The sequence below is a fragment of the Cedecea sp. Ae19-4 genome (genome assembly GCF_059801165.1).
Genome location: NZ_JBCHWG010000001.1, coordinates 678,632 through 700,141, shown reverse-complemented (window position 1 = coordinate 700,141; position 21,510 = coordinate 678,632). Strand labels below are relative to the sequence as shown.

At 52.4% G+C, this 21,510-nt stretch carries 17 protein-coding genes; 4 read left to right on the top strand and 13 right to left on the bottom strand.

Annotated elements, in window-relative coordinates; genetic code table 11:
* Window positions 1-3: 3 nt before the first annotated feature.
* Window positions 4-780 carry a tRNA uridine 5-oxyacetic acid(34) methyltransferase CmoM gene (gene cmoM, locus AAIE02_RS03240; protein ID WP_039301582.1) on the bottom strand — a complete coding sequence of 259 codons (777 nt, stop codon included), beginning with the start codon at window positions 778-780 and terminating at the stop codon, window positions 4-6.
* Window positions 781-912: 132 nt separating this feature from the next.
* On the opposite strand from cmoM, the gene elyC reads away from it, so the two are divergent.
* The gene (gene elyC, locus AAIE02_RS03235; RefSeq protein ID WP_166995504.1) at window positions 913-1,692 is read left to right on the top strand and encodes an envelope biogenesis factor ElyC; all 780 of its coding nucleotides are present in this window, start codon (window positions 913-915) and stop codon (window positions 1,690-1,692) included.
* On the opposite strand, the gene AAIE02_RS03230 is transcribed toward elyC, so the two are convergent.
* The 12 genes from AAIE02_RS03230 to serC form a co-directional block, all read right to left on the bottom strand.
* Window positions 1,669-2,562 (bottom strand): YcbJ family phosphotransferase, encoded by an 894-nt coding sequence (locus AAIE02_RS03230; RefSeq protein ID WP_166995503.1) that lies wholly within the window; start codon window positions 2,560-2,562, stop codon window positions 1,669-1,671. The two genes, elyC and AAIE02_RS03230, sit on opposite strands and share 24 nt — an antisense overlap.
* 137 nt (window positions 2,563-2,699) lie before the next feature.
* Window positions 2,700-3,446, bottom strand: coding sequence for a 3-deoxy-manno-octulosonate cytidylyltransferase (kdsB, locus tag AAIE02_RS03225; protein WP_008461192.1), 747 nt, complete (start codon window positions 3,444-3,446; stop codon window positions 2,700-2,702).
* Window positions 3,443-3,625: a protein YcaR gene (ycaR, locus tag AAIE02_RS03220; protein WP_008461191.1), complete on the bottom strand. Its 183-nt coding sequence runs from the start codon at window positions 3,623-3,625 to the stop codon at window positions 3,443-3,445. The genes kdsB and ycaR overlap by 4 nt, the downstream gene beginning before the upstream one ends.
* A gap of 47 nt (window positions 3,626-3,672) precedes the next feature.
* Window positions 3,673-4,905, bottom strand: coding sequence for a winged helix-turn-helix domain-containing protein (locus AAIE02_RS03215; protein WP_498531959.1), 1,233 nt, complete (start codon window positions 4,903-4,905; stop codon window positions 3,673-3,675).
* A 43-nt stretch (window positions 4,906-4,948) separates the two neighbouring features.
* The gene (lpxK, locus tag AAIE02_RS03210; RefSeq protein WP_166995498.1) at window positions 4,949-5,932 is read right to left on the bottom strand and encodes a tetraacyldisaccharide 4'-kinase; all 984 of its coding nucleotides are present in this window, start codon (window positions 5,930-5,932) and stop codon (window positions 4,949-4,951) included.
* Entirely contained in the window at window positions 5,929-7,677 is a 1,749-nt protein-coding gene (gene msbA / locus AAIE02_RS03205; protein WP_166995496.1) for a lipid A ABC transporter ATP-binding protein/permease MsbA, read from the bottom strand. The genes lpxK and msbA overlap by 4 nt, the downstream gene beginning before the upstream one ends.
* Before the next feature lie 37 nt (window positions 7,678-7,714).
* Window positions 7,715-9,982 carry a ComEC family protein gene (locus AAIE02_RS03200; RefSeq protein WP_498531958.1) on the bottom strand — a complete coding sequence of 756 codons (2,268 nt, stop codon included), beginning with the start codon at window positions 9,980-9,982 and terminating at the stop codon, window positions 7,715-7,717.
* Window positions 9,983-10,183: 201 nt separating this feature from the next.
* On the bottom strand, window positions 10,184-10,468 hold the full coding sequence (gene ihfB, locus AAIE02_RS03195) for an integration host factor subunit beta (RefSeq protein ID WP_008461182.1): 285 nt from the start codon (window positions 10,466-10,468) through the stop codon (window positions 10,184-10,186).
* Window positions 10,469-10,583: 115 nt separating this feature from the next.
* Entirely contained in the window at window positions 10,584-12,257 is a 1,674-nt protein-coding gene (rpsA, locus tag AAIE02_RS03190; RefSeq protein ID WP_008461180.1) for a 30S ribosomal protein S1, read from the bottom strand.
* A gap of 114 nt (window positions 12,258-12,371) precedes the next feature.
* Window positions 12,372-13,055: a (d)CMP kinase gene (gene cmk, locus AAIE02_RS03185; protein WP_008461178.1), complete on the bottom strand. Its 684-nt coding sequence runs from the start codon at window positions 13,053-13,055 to the stop codon at window positions 12,372-12,374.
* 192 nt (window positions 13,056-13,247) lie between these two features.
* A complete protein-coding gene (gene aroA / locus AAIE02_RS03180; RefSeq protein WP_498532650.1) occupies window positions 13,248-14,531 on the bottom strand; it encodes a 3-phosphoshikimate 1-carboxyvinyltransferase in 1,284 nt (427 codons plus the stop codon).
* A 77-nt stretch (window positions 14,532-14,608) separates the two neighbouring features.
* Window positions 14,609-15,694: a 3-phosphoserine/phosphohydroxythreonine transaminase gene (serC, locus tag AAIE02_RS03175; protein WP_166995492.1), complete on the bottom strand. Its 1,086-nt coding sequence runs from the start codon at window positions 15,692-15,694 to the stop codon at window positions 14,609-14,611.
* 338 nt (window positions 15,695-16,032) lie between these two features.
* Here serC and ycaO point away from each other — a divergent pair, with 338 nt between their 5' ends.
* From ycaO to pflB, 3 genes are all read left to right on the top strand, one after another.
* Window positions 16,033-17,796 (top strand): 30S ribosomal protein S12 methylthiotransferase accessory factor YcaO, encoded by a 1,764-nt coding sequence (ycaO, locus tag AAIE02_RS03170; RefSeq protein WP_008461170.1) that lies wholly within the window; start codon window positions 16,033-16,035, stop codon window positions 17,794-17,796.
* Between the two features lie 401 nt (window positions 17,797-18,197).
* Complete coding sequence (gene focA / locus AAIE02_RS03165) at window positions 18,198-19,055, top strand: formate transporter FocA (protein WP_008461168.1); 858 nt, start codon at window positions 18,198-18,200, stop codon at window positions 19,053-19,055.
* A 50-nt stretch (window positions 19,056-19,105) separates the two neighbouring features.
* Window positions 19,106-21,388 carry a formate C-acetyltransferase gene (pflB, locus tag AAIE02_RS03160; protein WP_008461167.1) on the top strand — a complete coding sequence of 761 codons (2,283 nt, stop codon included), beginning with the start codon at window positions 19,106-19,108 and terminating at the stop codon, window positions 21,386-21,388.
* The last annotated feature ends 122 nt before the right edge of the window (window positions 21,389-21,510 follow it).

The following is a 21,510-nucleotide window of genomic DNA, read 5'->3' as shown; positions in this document are numbered from 1 at the left end:
AATTTATCCTTGGCTCTGCGGCTTAAACGCGGTTACGTGAATATAGCGGCCGAGACTGATAAACGGCTCCTGCCGACAATAACGCGTCTCCAGCGTCAGCAAATCGTCAAAACCATCTCGTTGTTTGTGTTTATCTCGCAGGTAATCGTGAAACACCCGCACGCCGGTTTTACCGGTAATTTGCCAGCCAATTTGCTCCAGCCAGTGATAAACCTGTTCTGGCTGCAGCGGATTGTCGGGCGAAAGGGTTTTGCGCTTATTTTTTTTCATCCCCTGCAGTACATATTCGAAGTTTCCGACAAACATGTTTCGCATCAGCAGGCCGTTTGCATTGTAGAACATTAGCGACAAAGTGCCGCCGGGACGCAAACAATCCCAAAGCGCTTTTAGCACGGCCTGAGGATCGGTGACCCACTCAAGCACCGCATGAAACAATATCAGATCAACCGGGCTTTCCAAATGTTGAGCCATATCCTGAGCGGCAGATTGTACAAAATGCATGTTGTCGCTCACACCTTTCTCCTGAGCGAGCATTTTTGCACGCGCAATCATTTCGGCGGACACATCGCAAAGCACGACCTCATGCCCCCGCTCAGCAAAACGGGTGGCCGTTTGCCCCTCCCCACCGCCGGCGTCCAACACCTTTAAGGTTGCGGGCTGTGTCGCCAGAAAAGCATCCAGATCCTGCCAGAGAATCGCCTGCCGCAACTGGCCTTTGGTTGTGCCATAGATATTGTGCGAAAACTTCTCGGCAATATCGTCAAAATTGCGGTCACCCATGGGTACAGCTCCGTGGCAAAAGAGGTCATCTGACAAAACCGCTATTTTGGCACAGGCGGGACGAGAATGAACCCATCTGGTGTAATATCACGGGGGTTTACCTGCTGGATGGTTAAAAAGGATCCGAATTTCATGCTTTTTATACTGAAAAAAATCATTGGCGGGCTGCTGCTTCCCCTGCCATTCCTGCTGTTAACCATGGGCGTGGCTCTGGCACTGCTGTGGTTTACCCGCTGGCAAAAAACGGCCAAAGGGTTACTCACGGCCAGCTGGCTGGTGCTTTTTCTGATTAGCCTGCAGCCCGTCGCAGACTGGATGCTAAAGCCTATCGAAGACACCTACGCCACTCGCCAACACGGAGACAACGCCCGCTACATCGTTGTGCTGGGCGGCGGTTATACCTGGAACCCGGACTGGGCCCCCAGCTCAAATCTGATCGACAACAGTTTACCGCGACTCGCCGAAGCGATTCGTCTGAAACAGCTCAATCCGGGGGCAAAACTTATCTTTACCGGAGCCAGAGCAATGACCAACCCCGTCAGTACCGCAGAAGCTGGTGCCAGGGTTGCGGAAAGCCTCGGCGTTGCCAGAGACGACATCATTACGCTGGACACACCAAAAGACACAGAAGAGGAAGCCCATGCCGTCGCGAAGCTGATAGGCCAGCAGCCGTTTATTCTGGTGACGTCAGCTTCTCACCTGCCACGGGCGATGATCTTCTTCACCCGGGCCGGGCTGCATCCTCTCCCTGCCCCGGCTAACCAGTTGGCGATAACCTCTCCGCTGAATCCGTGGGAAAAGGCTATCCCCGACCCGGTATGGCTGATGCACAGCGAGCGCGTGGGCTATGAAACCCTCGGGCGCCTGTGGCAGTGGCTGAAAGGCCCTTCAGGAGAGCCAGGGCAGCAATGACTTAGAGGCGTTGTCAAACACCGGCCGGTTCAGTCGGCCGGTTTGCAGCAGGTGTGCTACCTCATCCCACAGCACATATAGCCAGCGCCGCCAGAGGAAAGATTCGGCAACCGGGGCGCGCTGCAAATAGTGCCAAAGCAGGCTTTCGGCCTGACCTGGCTCAGCCAGGCGAAACAGCTCATATTCTCGCGGCGCCCAAAGCATAACCCCGGGGTTAACCATCGCCAGCAATTGATCGCTACGAGAATCCTTGAGCATGCTGCGAAGGGAAAAATTGCCGTGAATAAGCACGCAGTTATCGCTGAAGTCTTCGAACATACGCGGCAGACATTCTCGGGTACGAAACAGAATACGTTTATCCTGCATGGTTAACCCGGTGTTCTGATACTGATTGAGCGTAGTCCAGAGCACTTCGACTCGCTGGCGGTACCAGTGCGGCCAGATGTTTTCCTGAGTGCTGTCGACGTTTCCCACACAGCCGCTGCTGTCCACGCGATGCCAGGCTAAGAGCCCCTCAACAATCTGGTCTTTGAGCTGCTCCCAGCGGTTAGGCGTTCGGGTTGGTGCTTCACCGGGAACCCCTCGCAGGCGCTCCATCAGTAAAACGTCCGGGCCAGGATGTTCTTCGTGAGTCAACACGCCGTAGACCACCGGCATGCGGACGGTGCCTGAACGCGCCAGCATCGACATTTTCCAGGCCAATTGAGTCGCCAGGCCCGGCGAGGTAAAGCTTTTGGCGAGCAGCGGCATTGCGTGGCCGCCGCTGTCATAGAGCGACCAAAGTGCAGTTTCCGCATGTTCGCTAATGCACTCAATACGGCTTAACTTCTCACCCAGCAGGTGACTTAGCTCCTTACGCAGCAATTCCATACCGATTTCCCCTGGTAATACTGTTGATTTAATAATGAGCGCACCAGGCGAAGTTGTCACCACTCCAGATCAATTGGGTTTCAGAAAAAGAAAAACCGGCCTGGTTAGCCGGTTTGATTGTTCACGCTGAAGGTGAATTAGCGCATTGCGAGACGGACGCGTTCAAGATCTTCGGGCGTATCCACACCAATACTTGGGATGGCCTTCGCCACGGCAACATGTATTTTTTCGCCGTTCCACAAGACGCGCAGCTGTTCAAGCATTTCGATTTGTTCAAGCTGGCTCGGTGCCCAGCTGACGTAGCGACGGATGAAACCAGCGCGGTAGCCATAGATGCCTATATGACGCAGGAAGGTATCGCCAATCTCTTCACGTGAAGCGGCAAAACGCTCGCGATCCCACGGAATCGTGGCGCGTGAGAAATAAAGCGCGTAGCCCTGCGCATCCATGACCACTTTTACCGCATTCGGATTAAACGCTTCTTCCGCAGATTCAATGGGTACTGCGAGGGTCGCCATGCCAGCTTTGCTGTTCGCGACGTTGTTCGCAACCTGCTGAATAATCACCGGGGGGATCATTGGCTCATCGCCCTGCACGTTCACGATTACCGTGTCGTCGCTGAAGCCACATTTCTCAATAACTTCTGCCAGGCGTTCAGTGCCGGACTGATGATCGGGGCTGGTCAGGCAGACTTCCCCTCCCGCAGCTTCGACGACTCGTGCAACTTCCGGGTGATCGGTCGCGACAATGATACGCTCAGCACCTGATTCGCGCGCGCGGTCCAGAACATGCAGCACCATTGCTTTGCCGTTAATCTCTTTTAAAGGCTTACCCGGCAGACGCGTGGACGCATAGCGAGCGGGAATAATGGCGACAAAACTCATGGGTTGGTCTCGTCTGAAGTCAGCGTCCGGGCTTCACTTTCCAGCAGAACTGGAATGCCATCACGCAGCGGGTATGCCAGGCCATCAGGCTTGCAGATAAGCTCTTGCTTTTCCTGGTTATAGTAGAGCTTGCCGTTACAGACCGGGCAGGCAATGATTTCAAGTAAACGACTTTCCATAATTACTCCAGATGAGTGCATCAACGGCACCAGAATAGCATAAATGACTAGCCAGCCGGGGCCATTTCCCAGCCAGTACCCCAGCTTTCTCTTAATTCTGCGGGCAAAATACCCAGGGTAAGATGCGTCGCGGATTGCCATCGCGCAAATTCCGTCAGTGCACCACGCAGACCTGCCTGCAAGGCGTCGGTGATTTTTATGCCCTCTTCCAGATAGAGGCTTATGACCTCCAGCTCCCCCTGCTTACGGTGCATTTTGGCGTCTATCCTGCCCACCAGCGCCCCTTTGTGCAGCAGCGGTAAAACAAAATAACCATAGCGACGCTTTTCCGCTGGGGTATAGCATTCCAGTCGATAGGAAAAGTTAAACAGCACCTCTGCTCTGCGACGATCCCAAACGACCGGGTCAAACGGTGAAAGCACGGCGCTGTGGGTAGCGTTAAGCTGATTTTGCTGCGCTTTTTCAAGCAGCGGTAGCAGCGAATGATGCAGCAGCATATCGCCCAGTTTATCGGCCTGGACGCGAATGACATTGCCCGATGAAAGCCAGCTTTCTATCAGGGGCTTTAACGCAATATTTTTCAGTCGGTAGTAATCAGCGAGCCATTCCGGACGGAAGATCCCCAGGCTACGGGCGCTGTTTTCCAGCATGAGTAACTCAGCCTCGGGCTGCTCAATCAGATGCAAGGCATCGTTCCAGTGCGGCATAACGCGCTGGGTTAAATCGTAAACTCTTTGAAAATTACGCCGTTCCGTCACCATCACCTGTCCGGCGGTAAATAACCCCTCAAGATGTTTTTTCTGTGGCTTCCATTCCCACCAGCCGCTCGTGCCTTTGCGTGGATGCTCAAAATCAGCTGAACGGACGGGGCCATTGTCTTTGATATAAGCGAGCAGTTGGCTGATATCTTCCGCATGCTCATTCATCCATTCGGGACGGTATTTCCAGCCCATGTTTTCAGGGCTCAGCATCCGGTGGCGAATGAGCGCAAAATCTTTTTTCGGCAAAAAACAGGCTTCATGCGCCCAGTATTCGATTAGCTCTCCGCTCGCCAGGGCGCTATCAAGCCAGCCGGATTCATACTGCCCAAGGCGACTGAACAAGACGAGGTAAGGGCTGCGGGCAACAATATTAATGGTGTCAATTTGCAGCAGCGACATGCGGGAAATCGCGTCGGCAACGTCAGAGGGCCGTGCACGACGACGAGGCTTTTGAAGTAATCCCTGGGCCGCAAGGTGGAGATTTCGGGCTGCTCGTAATGAAAGTTGTGAAACGGTCATGGCACACCTGTAATCAACGAACGAAAAACCGGTGCCGCAGAGATTAACGCACCAGCGCCAGTAATTGCTTGAGGAGAGTTTCCGCGAGAGGTGAATCAAGCTGCGCATCAACCGGCAGATACCACCAGTTTGTATGCCCCCCGGCAAACGCACGGCATTTTACTGCATCTTTTTCCGTCATCAGTACGACTTGCTCCGCCGTCGCGATAGCTAACATATCCTGTTCGGTAATTGCCTGATGATCGGCCAGCGCAACGGTTTTCACCGGCGTAATACCGCATTGCGCAAGCGTGGCAAAGAAACGCGGCGGATGGCCAATACCGGCCATAGCCACAACGTCAGTAAAATCAGTGACCGGCCGGCGTTCACCGGTGAGTACGTTAATGGCGAGCCCGGGCTTCAAGCGCATGGCGATTTCACCAGCCTGCGGTTCCCCACCATTGACGATAATTGCGTCCACGCTGCGCAGACGCCCGGCTCTTTCGCGCATTGGCCCGGCAGGTAACCACCAGCCATTACCGAATCTGCGGGCCCCGTCGATCACAACGATTTCTTTATCACGCCCTAGAGCATAATGCTGCAAGCCATCGTCGGTAATGATGATTTGCGGAGCTTCAGCCGCGATGAGGGCTTTTACAGCCTCGCTACGCTTTGGTGCAACGGCGACGGGCGCTCCGGTGCGTTGAAAAATAAGTACCGGTTCGTCTCCCGCTTCGGAAGGTGTGGTTTTTGCGTCAAGCAGTAAAGGGTACGCTGCCGCTTTTCCGCCGTAGCCCCGGGACACAACGCCAACTCGCACGCCACGCTGCTGTAGCTGTTCCACAAGCCAGATAACAACGGGGGTTTTCCCGTTTCCCCCCGCCGTCAGGTTTCCAACGACCACCACAGGTACAGGAGCACGCCATATGGCACGCAGACCAATACGGTAAGACAGGCGAATAACGCCGCTCACCAGGCCATAAAGCCAGGAAAGCGGCAACAGCAGCAGGTAGAGAGGTGATTTTCCCGACCAGATACGCTCTATCATTCGCCGAATTGCATCTTATGTAGCTGGGCATAGACGCCACGATGGGCCAGCAGCTCCAGGTGAGGCCCGCGTTCGACGATACAACCATCTTCCACCACCACGATTTCATCAGCCTGCTCAATCGTCGACAGACGGTGAGCAATCACCAGTGATGTGCGGTTTTTTTGCAGTTCATCCAGGGCAGATTGAATCGCGCGCTCCGACTCAGTGTCGAGCGCAGAGGTTGCTTCATCCAGGATCAGGATGGGGCTGTCACGCAGCAGCGCGCGAGCGATAGCGATACGCTGACGCTGGCCACCAGACAGCAGTACACCATTTTCACCGATAATGGTATCCAGCCCGTTATCCATTTTGCTAATGAAGTCCATCGCGTAAGCCATGCGCGCGGCCTTTTCGATATCTTCACGGGAATACTCGCCGGTACGGGCGTAGGCAATATTATTCGCCACGGTATCGTTAAAGAGATGAACATTTTGCGACACCAGCCCCACCTGATTACGCAGAGACGCAAGGGTGTATTCGCGTATGTCGTGCCCGTCAATCAGGATGGCACCTTCCTGCTGCTCGTAGAAACGCGTGATCAGGCTGGCAATCGTCGATTTACCCGAACCTGAACGCCCTACCAGCGCAACGGTTTTTCCTGCTGGAATGGTCAGGTTGATATTGCGCAGCGCAGGGACATCACGGCCTGGATAGGTGAAGGTCACATTGCGGAATTCAACGTCACCTTTAGAACGATCGATGACCAGTTTGCCACCGTCCTTTTCCTGCTCAGAGTCAAGGATAGAGAACAGCGTTTGGCACGCAGCCATCCCGCGCTGGAATTGAGCGTTGACGTTAGTCAGTGACTTAAGCGGACGCATTAGCGCAATCATGGAGGAGAACACCACGGTAATGGTGCCGGCTGTCAGGGTTTCCATCACGCTAGGGAAGCTGGCGGCATAAAGCACAAAGGCCAACGCAAGGGAAGCAATAAGCTGAATAATCGGATCAGAGATAGAAGAGGCTGAAACCAGCTTCATCCCCTGATTACGCATGCGGTTACTGACTTTGTCAAAGCGATCGGTTTCTACCTGCTGGCCACCGAAAATAAGCACTTCTTTGTGCCCCTTCAGCATCTGCTCTGCGCTGGTTGTCACCTGCCCCATGGTGTTCTGCATGTTTTTGCTGATATTACGGAAGCGCTTAGAGACAAAGCGAATGGCAAAAGACACAACCGGTGCCAACACGATCAGGATCACTGAAAGCTGCCAGCTGTACCAGAACATCAATATAAACAGGCCAATAATTGATGCTCCCTCACGGACAACGGTGATCAGCGCGCCGGAAGAGGAAGAGGCAACCTGCTCAGAATCATAGGTAATACGGGAGAGTAACGTCCCGGTGGACTGCTGGTCGAAGAATGAAACCGGCATCCCCATCATGTGGCTGAACAGTCGGCGACGCATGTTCATGACCACCATACCTGACACCCATGAAATACAGTAGCTTGAAACATAGCTGGTCACGCCGCGCAGCAGCATCAACGCAATCACGGCCACTGGCATCCATAGCAGTACAGAAGAGTCCGTTTTACCAAAACCATCATCCAGTAATGGTTTAAGCAGCGAAAGCATGTAAGTATCACTCGCCGCATTGAGGATTAACGCTATCCCAGCCACAATCAGACCCGTTCTAAAGGGGGAAATCATCGGCCAGAGCCGGCGGAAAGTCTGCCATGTGGAGAGATCTTTATCGTTCTGCATTAAGTCGAACCAGCCTTTTATGAAATAGCCGCATATTCTACCCATTATCTCGGGTGACGCCAAACCACTGATGATACCAACGGGGCAATATTTGTTCTCTGAAGCCAGAGATTTGCCATTTATCACCTTTTATTTCAATTGTCAGCTGCCCTGATTGTGCCGTGTCATGCCACTGATAACCGTATTGCTGATAACGATGAATAATTGTTGAAGACGGTAGGCGCCAGGCGTTAAACCTGGAAGCAGAAGCCAGTGCCACGCTGCCTGAAACGGCTCTCAGTAAAGGACCGCTGGACGAAGTTCGGCTCCCGTGATGTGGAACCTGCAGGACGTTTGCTTCTAGCGTTTGCCACCGTTTTCTCAGCATAGCCAATTCTGCATTCGCCTCCAGGTCCCCCGTAAGCAAAAGGCTAAATCCTCCGTGACTAACTTTAACCACACAAGAGCGATTGTTGCTGCTTCCCTCATACTCTTCGGGTGGCCACAGCACATCGAATTGAATCTCCTGCCATGCCCATTGTTGACCACGAAAGCAAGGCTCATGCCCCTTCCAGCGTAAAGGACTACGAATATTTAAAGCAGGCCACTGCTGCTTAAGACTTTTCAAGCCGCCGATATGATCAAGATGTTCATGGCTAATAATGACCTGCTCAGGCTGAAGGTTTCGCCATTTTAACCAGGGAATAATCACGGTTTTAGCCGCGTCTCCCCCTGGCCATGCGTTGCCCGTGTCGTAGAGTAACGCTTTCCCTTCACGCTCAATAACCACGGCAAGCCCATGCCCCACATCAAGCATATGGACGGCCCAGCTATTTGCCTCCGGCTTACGCCAAAAGGGAAACATCATCATAAGCAACACTGCTGCTGCCGTAGCGAAAGAGCTTCGCCAAAAACCGAATCGCCATATCACTATGGCCCACCAGGCAATGAACGCCAGAAATTGATAACGGCGATCGAGTTCTTTCCACCCATCCGGCAACCCAGCCAGTAACCCGAATACGCCTGCAAGTGATTTATCGGCCAGTGACCAAAGCACCTCGCCTATGACAGGGACTTCTCCGAACACCATACCGGCTAAAATGAAAGGCACGCTAACGAAGGTAATCAACGGCACAGCGAAGAGATTAGCGGCCAGCGAAGTCATACTGATGCCGTGAAATAAAATCACCTGAAGTGGAATGAGCAACAGCGTAATGCCTGTTTGCAAATAAAGCAGATCGACAAAAGGCCGAAGCCAGCGATTTATCGTTATGCGAGGCAGCGGCACCCACTGGTACCAAAAGATAAGCCCGCATACCGCAAGCGCGGAAAGCCAAAGACTTTCAGACAAAATAGCCATCGGTTCGCTAAACACAATGCCCGCGACACAGCACAACAACACATCCCAGGATGACCACTTTCTGCCGCTCAGACGTAATATTGCCCAAATGCCCATTCCAACCAGGGTTCTGACCGCCGGCGGATTCATCCCTGACAGCCAGGTGTAAAATAGCGCGACGCTAAAACTCATCCCCAGGGGAAAACGAAACCCTATCATCGAAGCTGGCAGGCAAAATTGCAGAACCCGAGCAAACAGCCAGCCAATCCCACCGGCTAACGCAATATGCAGCCCAGAAATGGCCATCAGATGTGCAGTCCCGGTATCACGCATGATTTTTTTGACGTCTTCGCTGACATCTATTCGCTCCCCAAAGCCCAGAGCGATAATCACACCCTGCCACGGGAGATTAGCGGTAGCATTTTTGGCTTGTTGGAGCCATTTACCTCGAAGATTACAGCCGCCCGATAGAAGGCTTGCTTTCAACACCCGACCACTAAACGGCAGCATCTGCGAAAGCGCATAGCGCTGTCCGTCAAAAATACCTTCATTAAGACGCCCATGTACCGGGCGAAGGCGTAGCGTCATTAACCATGTTTGCCCCTCACAAACAGGCTCAGGTAATACGCTATTTCGCAATACAACGCCTGGCGCAGGAAACAGGTAACGATCATCCCGTTTGACTATCTGCAGTTCATGCCGTTTTTCGCCATCACTTCTCGTAATTTTCACCTGCACGGTCAGCGGTTTCTCCCCAAACTCAGAGAACATATCCAGCATTTGCCGCGCACCCAACAGGCTCCAGCTCAAGAATAAAAGGCAAAGCACCAGATAGCGCACCCAAACGATACGGCCCCAAAAACAGGCCAATGTCAGTGCAGCCGCCACGAACAGTAAAATCCCATTTTGTTCTGGAATAACCGGCAGCCATAACAGTGGTAAAGCGCTAATCAGAACGGCGCCAGCAACGGCAGGAATAGAAAACACATCCACCTCCTTGTTACAGGAAGTGTGCGGGAATCTTGAGATTAAATCAGGAAGCAATTGGAGAAATACGTGATGGCTTGAACGCCGATGAGTCCGGCTTAACAATATTGCGTTAGCCTTCAGGAAGGCGCTCGCAAAATAGCAAAATCAGAAAAAAAATGGCACCTCATTTGAGGTGCCATTTTTGCTAACTCTAAGGAATTAGCCGTAAATATTGGCGCGGTCACGCAACTCTTTGCCTGGCTTAAAGTGTGGAACGTATTTACCTTCCAGATCCACTTTGTCGCCGGTTTTCGGGTTACGTCCGGTGCGAGGAGCGCGATAGTGTAAGGAGAAACTGCCGAAACCCCGGATTTCAATACGTTCACCCTCGGCGAGCGTAGAGGCCATATGCTCCAGCATTTCCTTCACCGCATCTTCTACTGCTTTTGCAGGGATGTGAGATTGCTGGGTTGCAAGTCTTTCGATCAATTCTGACTTGGTCATGATTCCTCCGGTTTCCTTTCAGGAAAATTAGCTTACAGCTCTCAATCGAACAAGGGCGGCCGAAGCCGCCCTGATTTTATACCCTGGCAGAAGCCGGGATACAACGCTCGGACGATTACTCGCCTTTAGCTGCTTTGAATGCTTCAGCCATTGCGTTAGAGAAGTTGCCTTCTTCCTGTTTGTTGTTAACAGTCGCAATTGCATCTTTCTCGTCAGCTTCGTCTTTAGCACGAACAGACAGGCTAACAACACGGTTTTTACGATCAACGCCGGTGAATTTAGCTTCAACGTCGTCGCCAACGTTCAGAACCAGAGTTGCATCTTCAACGCGGTCACGGGAAGCTTCAGAAGCACGCAGGTAGCCTTCTACGCCATCTGCTAATTCAACTGTAGCACCTTTCGCGTCAACTGCCGTTACTTTACCAGTAACGATAGTACCTTTCTTGTTCAGCGCAACGTAGTTGTTGAACGGATCTTCTGCGAGCTGCTTAACGCCCAGGGAGATACGCTCACGCTCTGCGTCAACCTGCAGAACAACGGCTGCAATTTCGTCGCCTTTTTTGTATTCACGTACTGCTTCTTCGCCCGCAACGTTCCAGGAGATGTCAGACAGGTGAACCAGGCCGTCGATGCCGCCGTCCAGGCCGATGAAGATACCGAAGTCAGTGATAGACTTGATTTTACCTTCAACACGGTCACCCTTGTTGTGGGTTTCCGCGAACTGCTGCCATGGGTTGTTTTTGCACTGCTTCAGACCCAGGGAGATACGACGACGTTCTTCGTCGATATCCAGAACCATAACTTCCACTACATCACCAACGTTAACAACTTTGGATGGGTGGATGTTTTTGTTGGTCCAATCCATTTCGGAAACGTGAACCAGGCCTTCAACGCCTTCTTCGATTTCAACGAAGCAGCCGTAGTCGGTCAGGTTGGTCACGCGGCCAGTCAGTTTGGTACCTTCTGGATAACGCTTAGCGATAGCTACCCATGGATCTTCGCCCAGCTGTTTCAGGCCGAGGGAAACACGAGTACGCTCGCGGTCGAACTTCAGCACTTTAACAGTGATTTCGTCGCCAACGTTCACGATTTCGCTTGGATGCTTAACGCGTTTCCATGCCATATCGGTGATGTGCAGCAGGCCATCAACGCCACCCAGGTCAACGAATGCACCGTAGTCAGTGAGGTTCTTAACGATACCTTTAACTTCCATGCCTTCTTGCAGGTTTTCAAGCAGCTGATCGCGCTCTGCGCTGTTCTCAGACTCGATAACCGCACGACGGGAAACAACAACGTTGTTGCGTTTCTGGTCCAGCTTGATCACTTTGAACTCAAGCTCTTTGCCTTCGAGGTGCAGAGTGTCGCGAACTGGACGAACGTCAACCAGGGAACCTGGCAGGAACGCACGAATACCGTTCAGCTCAACAGTGAAGCCACCTTTAACTTTGCCGTTGATAACACCAACCACAGTTTCAGCTTCTTCGTAAGCTTTTTCCAGCGTGATCCAAGCTTCGTGACGTTTAGCTTTTTCACGGGACAGCAGGGTTTCACCGAAGCCGTCTTCTACTGCGTCCAGCGCAACGTCAACTTCGTCACCAACCTGGATTTCCAGTTCGCCGGCTGCGTTTTTGAACTGCTCTGCGGGAATTGCAGATTCAGATTTCAGGCCCGCATCAACCAGAACGACGTCTTTGTCGATAGCAACAACAACACCACGAACGATGGAACCCGGACGGGTTTCGATTGTTTTAAGGGATTCTTCAAATAGTTGAGCAAAAGATTCAGTCATGTTTAATCTTCAAAAGTTAGATTAACGTCCATCTGGCCTCATGCCGGATGGGGTTGTTTTACATACCCGCTCACACTCCATTGCAGCGGGGGTACTACAAAATGGGTCGCTATCTCAAGCGAGCGCCAGCTTTTCGCGGGCGTATTGTAGCGCTTTTTCAATCACTTGCTCAATGCTCATACTGGTTGAATCCAGAACTAAAGCATCTATAGCAGGCACTAACGGCGCTACAGACCGATTACGGTCGCGATCGTCGCGTTCCTTGATCTCGGCCAAAAGGCGCTCAAAGTTAACACTAAAGCCCTTCTCCTGCAACTGTAGCATGCGCCTGTGGGCGCGCTCTTCAGAGGAGGCATCAAGGAAAATTTTCACCGGCGCATCCGGGAACACAACGGTCCCCATATCGCGGCCGTCTGCAATCAGACCCGGCGCTTCGCGGAAAGCTCGCTGGCGGCGCAGCAAGGCTTCGCGCACACGCGGGAACGCGGCCACCTGAGAAGCCGCGTTTGCCACTTCCTGAGTGCGAATTTCAGCGCTAACGTCTTCCCCTTCGAGAATCACTTCCAAATTGCCGTCGGTGGAAATAAACCGAACGTCCAGGTGGGCCGCAAGGGGCACCAGCGCGTCTTCGGAAGCCACATCAACATGGTGATGTAACGCCGCGAGCGCCAGAACGCGATAAATCGCACCAGAGTCCAGCAGATGCCACTGCAGCGCTTCGGCCATGGCCTTACAAAGCGTGCCTTTACCGGCGCCACTTGGGCCATCAATCGTTATTACCGGGGCGGATGCCGTCATCGTTTTCTCCTCTATCGCTGGATTCGCGGGTGGTAAACGCCGCGCATTATACGCCGCAACCGCCAGGACTGTTATCTTTCCAGGCAAATATCCACGGGAATCAGGCTGAGTGTAGAAGAATTGCGCAACGGGCGTTGTAAGGAATCGTAGAGAGAAAGAAAAACCGCATCAGACGATGCGGTTTTACAAACGTTATACAGGCGTACTGATGCGAGCTAACTGCTCGAAATAATCAGGGAAGGTTTTTGCCGTGCAGCCTGGGTCAAGAATCGTCACTGGCGTATCGGATAACGCCACCAGCGAGAAACACATCGCCATACGGTGATCGTTGTAAGTGCCGATTTCAGCAAACGTCAGCTTAGCCGGTGGCGTAACGCTAATATAGTCTTCGCCCTCTTCAACTTCTGCACCGACTTTTCGTAATTCCGTCGCCATTGCGCTAAGGCGATCGGTTTCTTTTACGCGCCAGTTATAGATGTTACGCAGCGTGGTCGTGCCTTTAGCAAACAGGGCCGCGGTCGCGATAGTCATTGCCGCATCCGGGATATGGTTCATATCCATGTCGATAGCGTTTAGCTCACCACGTTCACAGCTAATGAAGTCATCGCCCCAGGTCACTTTCGCGCCCATTTTCTCAAGTACATCAGCAAAGCGAATATCGCCCTGCACGCTGTTCCGCCCGATGCCGGTAACCTTGACCACGCCACCTTTAATTGCCCCAGCGGCCAGGAAGTAAGAGGCGGAGGAGGCATCACCTTCTACCAGGTAAGCCCCTGGGGATTGATACTGCTGTGCGCCGTGAATCAGGAAACTGCGATAGTCGCGGTTTTCAACTTCCACGCCGAAAGTTTTCATCAGATGCAGCGTGATATCGATATAAGGTTTGGAAACCAGCTCGCCTTTAATGGTGATTTCAGTGTCATGTGCAGCCAGAGGTGCGGTCATCAGTAGCGCGGTCAGGAACTGGCTGGATACGCTGCCGTCCACTTCAACCTTGCCGCCGCCAAAGCCGCCACGCAGACGCAGCGGCGGGTAATTTTCTTGCTCAAGGTACTCAATGTTCGCTCCCCCCTGGCGCAGCGCATCGACAAGATGGCCGATTGGGCGCTCTTTCATACGCGGCTCGCCGGTCAGCACAATGTTGTTACTGCCGAGGCACAACGCTGCAGCCAGCGGACGCATAGCGGTGCCAGCATTCCCTAAAAAGAGTTCCAGCTCACCTTGTGCCTGCAGAGGGCCGGCCACGCCGGTGACTTCACAACGGGTACGATCCGCCGAAAGCGTATAGCTCACGCCCAACGCCTTCAGCGCGTTAAGCATATGGCGGATATCATCGCTATCCAGCAAATTGGTCAGCACCGTGGTGCCATTGGCCAGCGCGGCCAGGAGCAGCGCGCGGTTAGACACGCTTTTTGAACCTGGCAGATTAATGGTGCCGTCGACCAGCGCGATGGGTTGTAACGTCAGGGATTCCAGCATGGGAAAAATACTCTCAACTCAAACAGAATAAAAACCCCGCAGACGGGCCGCGGGGCGAAGTGCTACTGCATTAATTAACCGTGGCGACGCTCGAAGTCCACCATGAAGTCAGTCAACGCTTTGACGCCATCGAGCGGCATCGCGTTGTAAATCGAGGCGCGCATCCCCCCCACAACGCGGTGACCTTTCAGGGAATGCAGGCCCGCAGCGAAGGACTCGTCAAGGAACACTTTGTCCAGCGCGCTATCCGCAAGTTGGAACGGGACGTTCATCCGGGAGCGGTTAGAAGCCGCAACATCGTTACGATAGAAATCGCTGTTATCAATCACGCCGTACAGCAACTCAGCCTTGGCCTGGTTGATACGATCCATCGAGGCAACGCCGCCCTGCTCTTTCAGCCATTTAAAGACCAGGCCTGCAAGATACCAGGCAAAAGTCGGCGGCGTGTTAAACATTGAGTCATTATCGTTCAGCACGGTGTAATCGATAATCGATGGACACGCTTTGTGCGCCTTGCCTAGCAGATCTTCACGAACAACAACCAGCGTCAGGCCGGCAGGGCCGATGTTTTTCTGTGCGCCAGCATAGATAACGCCGAAACGGCTAACGTCGATAGGGCGAGACAAAATAGTAGAAGAGAAATCGGCGGCAACAACGGTATCACCAAAATCTGGGGTTTCATCGATTGAGATACCGTCAATTGTCTCGTTCGGACAATAGTGCAGAAATGCGCTGTTATCAGATACCAGCCATTCACTCATTGGCTTGATAGCACGTTTACCGTCCACGGTGATTTTTACGTCATGGGCAACCGGCTGGCAGTATTTTTTCGCTTCTTTAATTGCGCTATTTGCCCAGTAGCCGCCGTCAATGTAGTCGGCCGTGGTTTTGTCACCGAGAATATTCAGCGGCACGCCTGCAAACTGACCGCGCCCGCCGCCGTGGCAGAATAAAACTTTATAGTTGGAGGGGATTTGCAGCAGATCGCGAAAATCTTTTTCCGCCTCTTCAGCGACCTGAATAAACTCTTTACCACGGTGGCTAATTTCCATTACGGAAGTACCCAGACCGTGCCAGTCGCACAGCTCCTGTTGTGCACGACGAAGTACTTCAGCCGGCAGCATCGCCGGACCAGAACTAAAATTGTATACCTGTGTCATTTCCCCTCACCACGCCTCGAGCAATAAGTTTTTATTACATTATCGGTTTTATCATTCAGCGGCGCAGTGTTGCAATGGTTAATCCCTCGCGGAAGACCAATGTGAGCAAAATCACACAACACAATCTTCCGGCAAGCGAAAAAACTGCCCGATTTCCGACGGCAAGGCAATACGACGGACATGCCCAATGGCGGCCAGTCATTTTACTACCATAACCGCGAGTTACTGTAAGCAGGCATAGCCTGTTATGCTAGCGTCGCCTGCACCGTGCGGAGGATAGCGTCTGCCCGGTAAAACCCGTATCATTGCGCGTTTTGCGTACCATTAAAGTGAACCCCATGACCCAGACATTTATCCCCGGCAAAGATGCCGCCCTGGAAGACTCCATCGCTCGCTTCCAGAAAAAGCTGACCGACCTCGGTTTTAATATCGAAGAAGCCTCCTGGCTTAACCCGGTACCCAACGTTTGGTCGGTGCATATCCGCGACAAAGACAGCGCCCTGTGCTTCACCAACGGTAAAGGTGCGACCAAAAAAGCCGCGCTGGCATCCGCGCTGGGTGAATATTTTGAACGTCTGTCGACTAACTACTTCTTCGCCGACTTCTGGCTGGGCGATACGATTGCGAACGGCCCGTTCGTGCATTACCCGAACGAGAAATGGTTCCCGCTGCCGGAAGATGACCAACTGCCTGAGGGCATCCTCGACGATCGTCTGCGCGCTTTCTACGACCCGGAAAACGAAGTCGGCGCCGGGATGCTGATCGATCTGCAGTCCGGGAACGAAGAGCGCGGTATTTGTGCTCTGCCGTTCACCCGCCAGTCAGACCTGCAAACTGTTTATATCCCGATGAACATCATTGGTAACCTGTACGTCTCCAACGGCATGTCTGCGGGCAACACGGCTAATGAAGCACGGGTCCAGGGTCTGTCTGAAGTCTTCGAGCGTCATATCAAAAACCGCATTATCGCAGAAAGCATCAGCCTGCCAGAGATCCCACAGGATGTGCTGGCCCGCTATCCGGGCGTAGTGGAGTCCATTAAAACGCTTGAAGCTGAAGGCTTCCCTATTTTTGCGTACGACGGTTCTCTGGGCGGTAAGTACCCGGTTATCTGCGTCGTGCTGTTCAATCCGGCCAACGGAACCTGTTTCGCTTCCTTCGGCGCGCACCCTGATTTTGGCGTAGCGCTGGAGCGTACCGTCACCGAGCTGCTGCAGGGGCGCGGCCTGAAAGATCTGGATGTCTTTACGCCGCCAACCTTCGACGATGAAGAAGTCGCTGAACACGCGAACCTGGAAACACACTTCATCGATTCCAGCGGCCTGATTTCCTGGGATATGTTCAAGCAGGATGCAGATTACCCGTTTGCTGACTGGAGCTTTGCTGGCACAACGGAAGAAGAGTTCGCTACCCTGATGGCTATCTTCAAGTCGGAAGATAAAGAAGTGTATATCGCCGACTACGAGCATTTAGACGTTTACGCCTGCCGTATTATCGTCCCAGGCATGTCTGATATTTACCCTGCCGACGACCTGCTGCTGGCCAACAACAGCATGGGCAGCCACCTGCGTGAAACAATTCTTGCGCTGCCGGACAGCGAATGGGAGCAGCAAGACTACCTCGATCTGATTGCCCAACTGGACGACGAAGGCCACGATGATTTCACCCGCGTGCGTGAATTACTGGGCCTGGCTACCGGGAAAGATAACGGCTGGTACACGCTGCGCATTGGCGAACTGAAAGCCATGCTGGCGCTAGCGGGCGGCGATCTTGAGCAGGCACTGATCTGGACCGAATGGACCATGGAGTTCAACGCTTCCATCTTTAGTCCTGAGCGTGCCAACTACTACCGCTGCCTGCAAACTCTGCTTCTGTTGTCACAGGAAGAAGAGCGCGAGCCTCTGCAATACCTGAACGCTTTCGTCCGTATGTACGGGGCTGAAGCCGTGGATGCCGCCAGCGCGGCAATGAGCGGTGAAGCGGCCTTCTATGGGCTGCAGCCAGTGGATAAAGATCTGAAAGCTTTCCCGGCGCATCAGGCGCTGCTGGCCGCGTACGAAAAATTACAGCGCGCTAAAGCCAAATATTGGCAGGTAAAGTAATTTCCTGACAACTTCCTGGTGCGCACGGCACCTTGTCTGAGCTATATTACGGGGCGCTTTTTGCGCCCCTTTTTATTATTGAAACAATAATAATTTATTATGTAATTTTTTGGTTAACTTCAGGTAAATAGTTATTTTTTGACAGCGGCAATAATGTTATCAAAATATAAAAATACCCCATTATAATTAACCAATTTCGCGTAAGGGAGATTCTTAATTCAATTTTATCTATAATTATTAAAATTTATTTTTTCATTTATAATCAATAAATTAAGATGAAAAACAGGTAAAGACCTGCTTTTTCAGTGCCTATTAGCTTGGCGAGATATGATCCACATCAATTTTTACTCTATAATGCTTTGTTAGTATCTCCTCGCCGAATTAAATAAGAGAGAGTTAGTGTGAAAGCTGACAACCCTTTTGATCTAGTACTTCCACCAGCGATGGCAAAAATTGCCGAAGATGCTGGCGTCTATAAAGCAACGAAACAACCGCTAACGACCTTTTACTTAGCGATTACCGCCGGCGTCTTCATTTCGATTGCCTTCGTGTTCTACATCACCGCCACCACAGGCACATCCACGATCCCGTTTGGGATTGCCAAGCTGATTGGCGGCACATGCTTCTCACTGGGTTTAATTCTTTGCGTTATCTGCGGTGCTGACCTTTTCACCTCCACCGTGCTTATCGTCGTAGCCAAAGCCAGCGGCCGTATCACTTGGGGCCAGCTACTGCGTAACTGGGCTAACGTCTACATCGGTAACCTGATCGGTGCTCTACTCTTTGTGCTGCTGATCTGGCTGTCCGGCATGTATATGACCGCCAACGGCGCATGGGGACTGAATGTCCTGCAAACCGCAGATCATAAAATGCACCACACATTTGTTGAGGCCGTCTGCCTTGGCATTCTGGCAAACCTGATGGTGTGTCTCGCCGTCTGGATGAGCTACTCCGGCCGCAGCCTGATGGACAAAATGTTTGCTATGATCCTTCCGGTTGCCATGTTTGTTGCCAGCGGCTTTGAGCACAGCATCGCAAATATGTTCATGATCCCGATGGCTATCGTGGTTCGTGACTTTGCCAGCCCGGAATTCTGGACCGCCGTAGGGTCTTCTCCGGCAAGTTTCTCGCATCTGACCGTGCTGAACTTCATCACCGATAACCTGATTCCAGTCACCATCGGAAACATCATCGGCGGAGGTTTACTGGTTGGGTTGACATACTGGGTAATTTATCTGCGCGGTGGCGACAAGCACTAAGCTCCGTCAGTACGCAGGTTTAAGAACTCCACATTAAAGGTAGGTGTTACATGTCCGAGCAAAATGAAAAGTTAGCCACAGCCTGGGAAGGTTTTGCTAAAGGCGACTGGCAGAATGAAGTTAACGTCCGTGACTTTATTCAGAAAAACTACACCCCTTACGAGGGTGACGAGTCCTTCCTGGCAGGTGCTACCGACGCAACTACCAAACTGTGGGACAGCGTGATGGAAGGCATCAAACTGGAAAACAGCACTCACGCGCCAGTTGACTTCGATACCGACCTCGCGTCTACCATCACCGCTCACGATGCGGGCTACATCAACAAGTCCCTCGAAACTATCGTGGGTCTGCAGACCGATGCTCCTCTGAAACGTGCCATCATTCCTTTCGGCGGCATCAAAATGGTCGAAGGTTCTTGCAAAGTATACGGTCGCGAACTCGACCCAATGCTGAAAAAGATCTTCACCGAATACCGCAAAACCCACAACCAGGGCGTGTTTGACGTTTACACCAAAGACATCCTGAACTGCCGTAAATCCGGTGTTATTACCGGTCTGCCAGATGCCTATGGCCGTGGCCGTATCATCGGTGACTACCGTCGCGTTGCGCTGTACGGTATCGACTATCTGATGAAAGACAAGTTCGCTCAGTTCAACTCACTGCAAACCAAACTGGAAAACGGTGAAGATCTGGAAGCAACTATCCGTCTGCGTGAAGAAATCTCCGAACAGCACCGCGCGCTGGGTCAGATCAAAGAGATGGCCGCCAAATATGGCTACGACATCTCCGGTCCTGCTACCAACGCTCAGGAAGCTATTCAGTGGACTTACTTCGGCTACCTGGCTGCGGTTAAATCTCAGAACGGCGCTGCAATGTCCTTCGGTCGCGTATCCACCTTCCTGGATGCTTACATCGAGCGCGACATCAAAGCAGGCAAAATCAACGAGCAAGACGCTCAGGAAATGATTGACCACCTGGTCATGAAACTGCGTATGGTTCGCTTCCTGCGTACCCCTGAATATGATGAGCTGTTCTCCGGCGACCCAATCTGGGCAACCGAATCTATCGGCGGTATGGGCGTTGATGGCCGTACTCTGGTGACCAAAAACAGCTTCCGCTTCCTGAACACCCTTTACACCATGGGGCCTTCTCCGGAGCCAAACATCACCATTCTGTGGTCTGAAAAACTGCCACTGAACTTCAAAAAATACGCGGCTAAAGTCTCCATCGATACCTCTTCTCTGCAGTACGAGAATGACGATCTGATGCGTCCTGACTTCAACAACGATGACTACGCTATCGCATGCTGCGTAAGCCCGATGATCGTTGGTAAGCAAATGCAGTTCTTCGGGGCTCGTGCAAACCTGGCGAAAACCATGCTGTACGCTATCAACGGCGGCGTTGATGAAAAACTGAAAATGCAGGTTGGTCCTAAAGAAGCCCCCATCACTGCCGACGTTCTGGACTACGACAATGTGTTGGATCGTCTGGATCACTTCATGGACTGGCTGGCTAAACAGTACGTTACCGCGCTGAACATCATTCACTACATGCATGATAAATACAGCTACGAAGCGTCTCTGATGGCTCTGCACGACCGTGACGTTGTTCGCACCATGGCTTGTGGTATCGCTGGCCTGTCCGTTGCGGCTGACTCCCTGTCTGCAATCAAATACGCGAAAGTGAAACCTATCCGTGACGAAGACGGTCTGGCTATCGACTTCGAAATCGAAGGTGAATATCCACAGTTCGGTAACAACGATCCTCGCGTAGATGACATCGCCGTTGACCTGGTAGAACGTTTCATGAAGAAAATTCAGAAACTGACCACCTACCGTGGCGCTATCGCGACCCAGTCTGTTCTGACCATCACCTCTAACGTGGTTTATGGTAAGAAAACCGGTAACACCCCAGACGGTCGTCGTGCAGGTACTCCGTTCGGTCCAGGCGCTAACCCAATGCACGGTCGTGACCAGAAAGGTGCCGTTGCCTCTCTGACCTCCGTTGCTAAACTGCCGTTTGCCTACGCGAAAGATGGTATCTCTTATACCTTCTCCATCGTGCCAAACGCGCTGGGTAAAGACGATGACGTGCGTAAAACCAACCTTGCAGGTCTGATGGACGGTTACTTCCACCACGAAGCAAACATCGAAGGTGGTCAGCACCTGAACGTCAACGTAATGAACCGTGAAATGCTGCTGGATGCGATGGAAAACCCTGAGAAATATCCTCAGCTGACCATTCGCGTATCCGGTTATGCCGTTCGTTTCAACTCGCTGACTAAAGAGCAGCAGCAGGACGTTATTACCCGTACCTTCACTCAGTCCATCTAATTCCTTGTCAGACTGAAGAAGCGTACTATATAAAGGCTCCACTCCCGTGGGGCCTTTTTACTCACCTCCCTACCCTCAGCCTGCTTTGCCAGCTATCTATACTCTGGGTATCTGTCAAAACA

Bases quoted from the DNA above. Each gene is read 5' to 3' on its own strand.
- cmoM (WP_039301582.1), bottom strand. From the start codon at position 780: ATGGGTGACCGCAATTTTGACGATATTGCCGAGAAGTTTTCGCACAAT.
- elyC (WP_166995504.1), top strand. From the start codon at position 913: ATGCTTTTTATACTGAAAAAAATCATTGGCGGGCTGCTGCTTCCCCTG.
- AAIE02_RS03230 (WP_166995503.1), bottom strand. From the start codon at position 2,562: ATGGAATTGCTGCGTAAGGAGCTAAGTCACCTGCTGGGTGAGAAGTTA.
- kdsB (WP_008461192.1), bottom strand. From the start codon at position 3,446: ATGAGTTTTGTCGCCATTATTCCCGCTCGCTATGCGTCCACGCGTCTG.
- ycaR (WP_008461191.1), bottom strand. From the start codon at position 3,625: ATGGAAAGTCGTTTACTTGAAATCATTGCCTGCCCGGTCTGTAACGGC.
- AAIE02_RS03215 (WP_498531959.1), bottom strand. From the start codon at position 4,905: ATGACCGTTTCACAACTTTCATTACGAGCAGCCCGAAATCTCCACCTT.
- lpxK (WP_166995498.1), bottom strand. From the start codon at position 5,932: ATGATAGAGCGTATCTGGTCGGGAAAATCACCTCTCTACCTGCTGCTG.
- msbA (WP_166995496.1), bottom strand. From the start codon at position 7,677: ATGCAGAACGATAAAGATCTCTCCACATGGCAGACTTTCCGCCGGCTC.
- ihfB (WP_008461182.1), bottom strand. From the start codon at position 10,468: ATGACCAAGTCAGAATTGATCGAAAGACTTGCAACCCAGCAATCTCAC.
- rpsA (WP_008461180.1), bottom strand. From the start codon at position 12,257: ATGACTGAATCTTTTGCTCAACTATTTGAAGAATCCCTTAAAACAATC.
- cmk (WP_008461178.1), bottom strand. From the start codon at position 13,055: ATGACGGCATCCGCCCCGGTAATAACGATTGATGGCCCAAGTGGCGCC.
- serC (WP_166995492.1), bottom strand. From the start codon at position 15,694: ATGACACAGGTATACAATTTTAGTTCTGGTCCGGCGATGCTGCCGGCT.
- ycaO (WP_008461170.1), top strand. From the start codon at position 16,033: ATGACCCAGACATTTATCCCCGGCAAAGATGCCGCCCTGGAAGACTCC.
- pflB (WP_008461167.1), top strand. From the start codon at position 19,106: ATGTCCGAGCAAAATGAAAAGTTAGCCACAGCCTGGGAAGGTTTTGCT.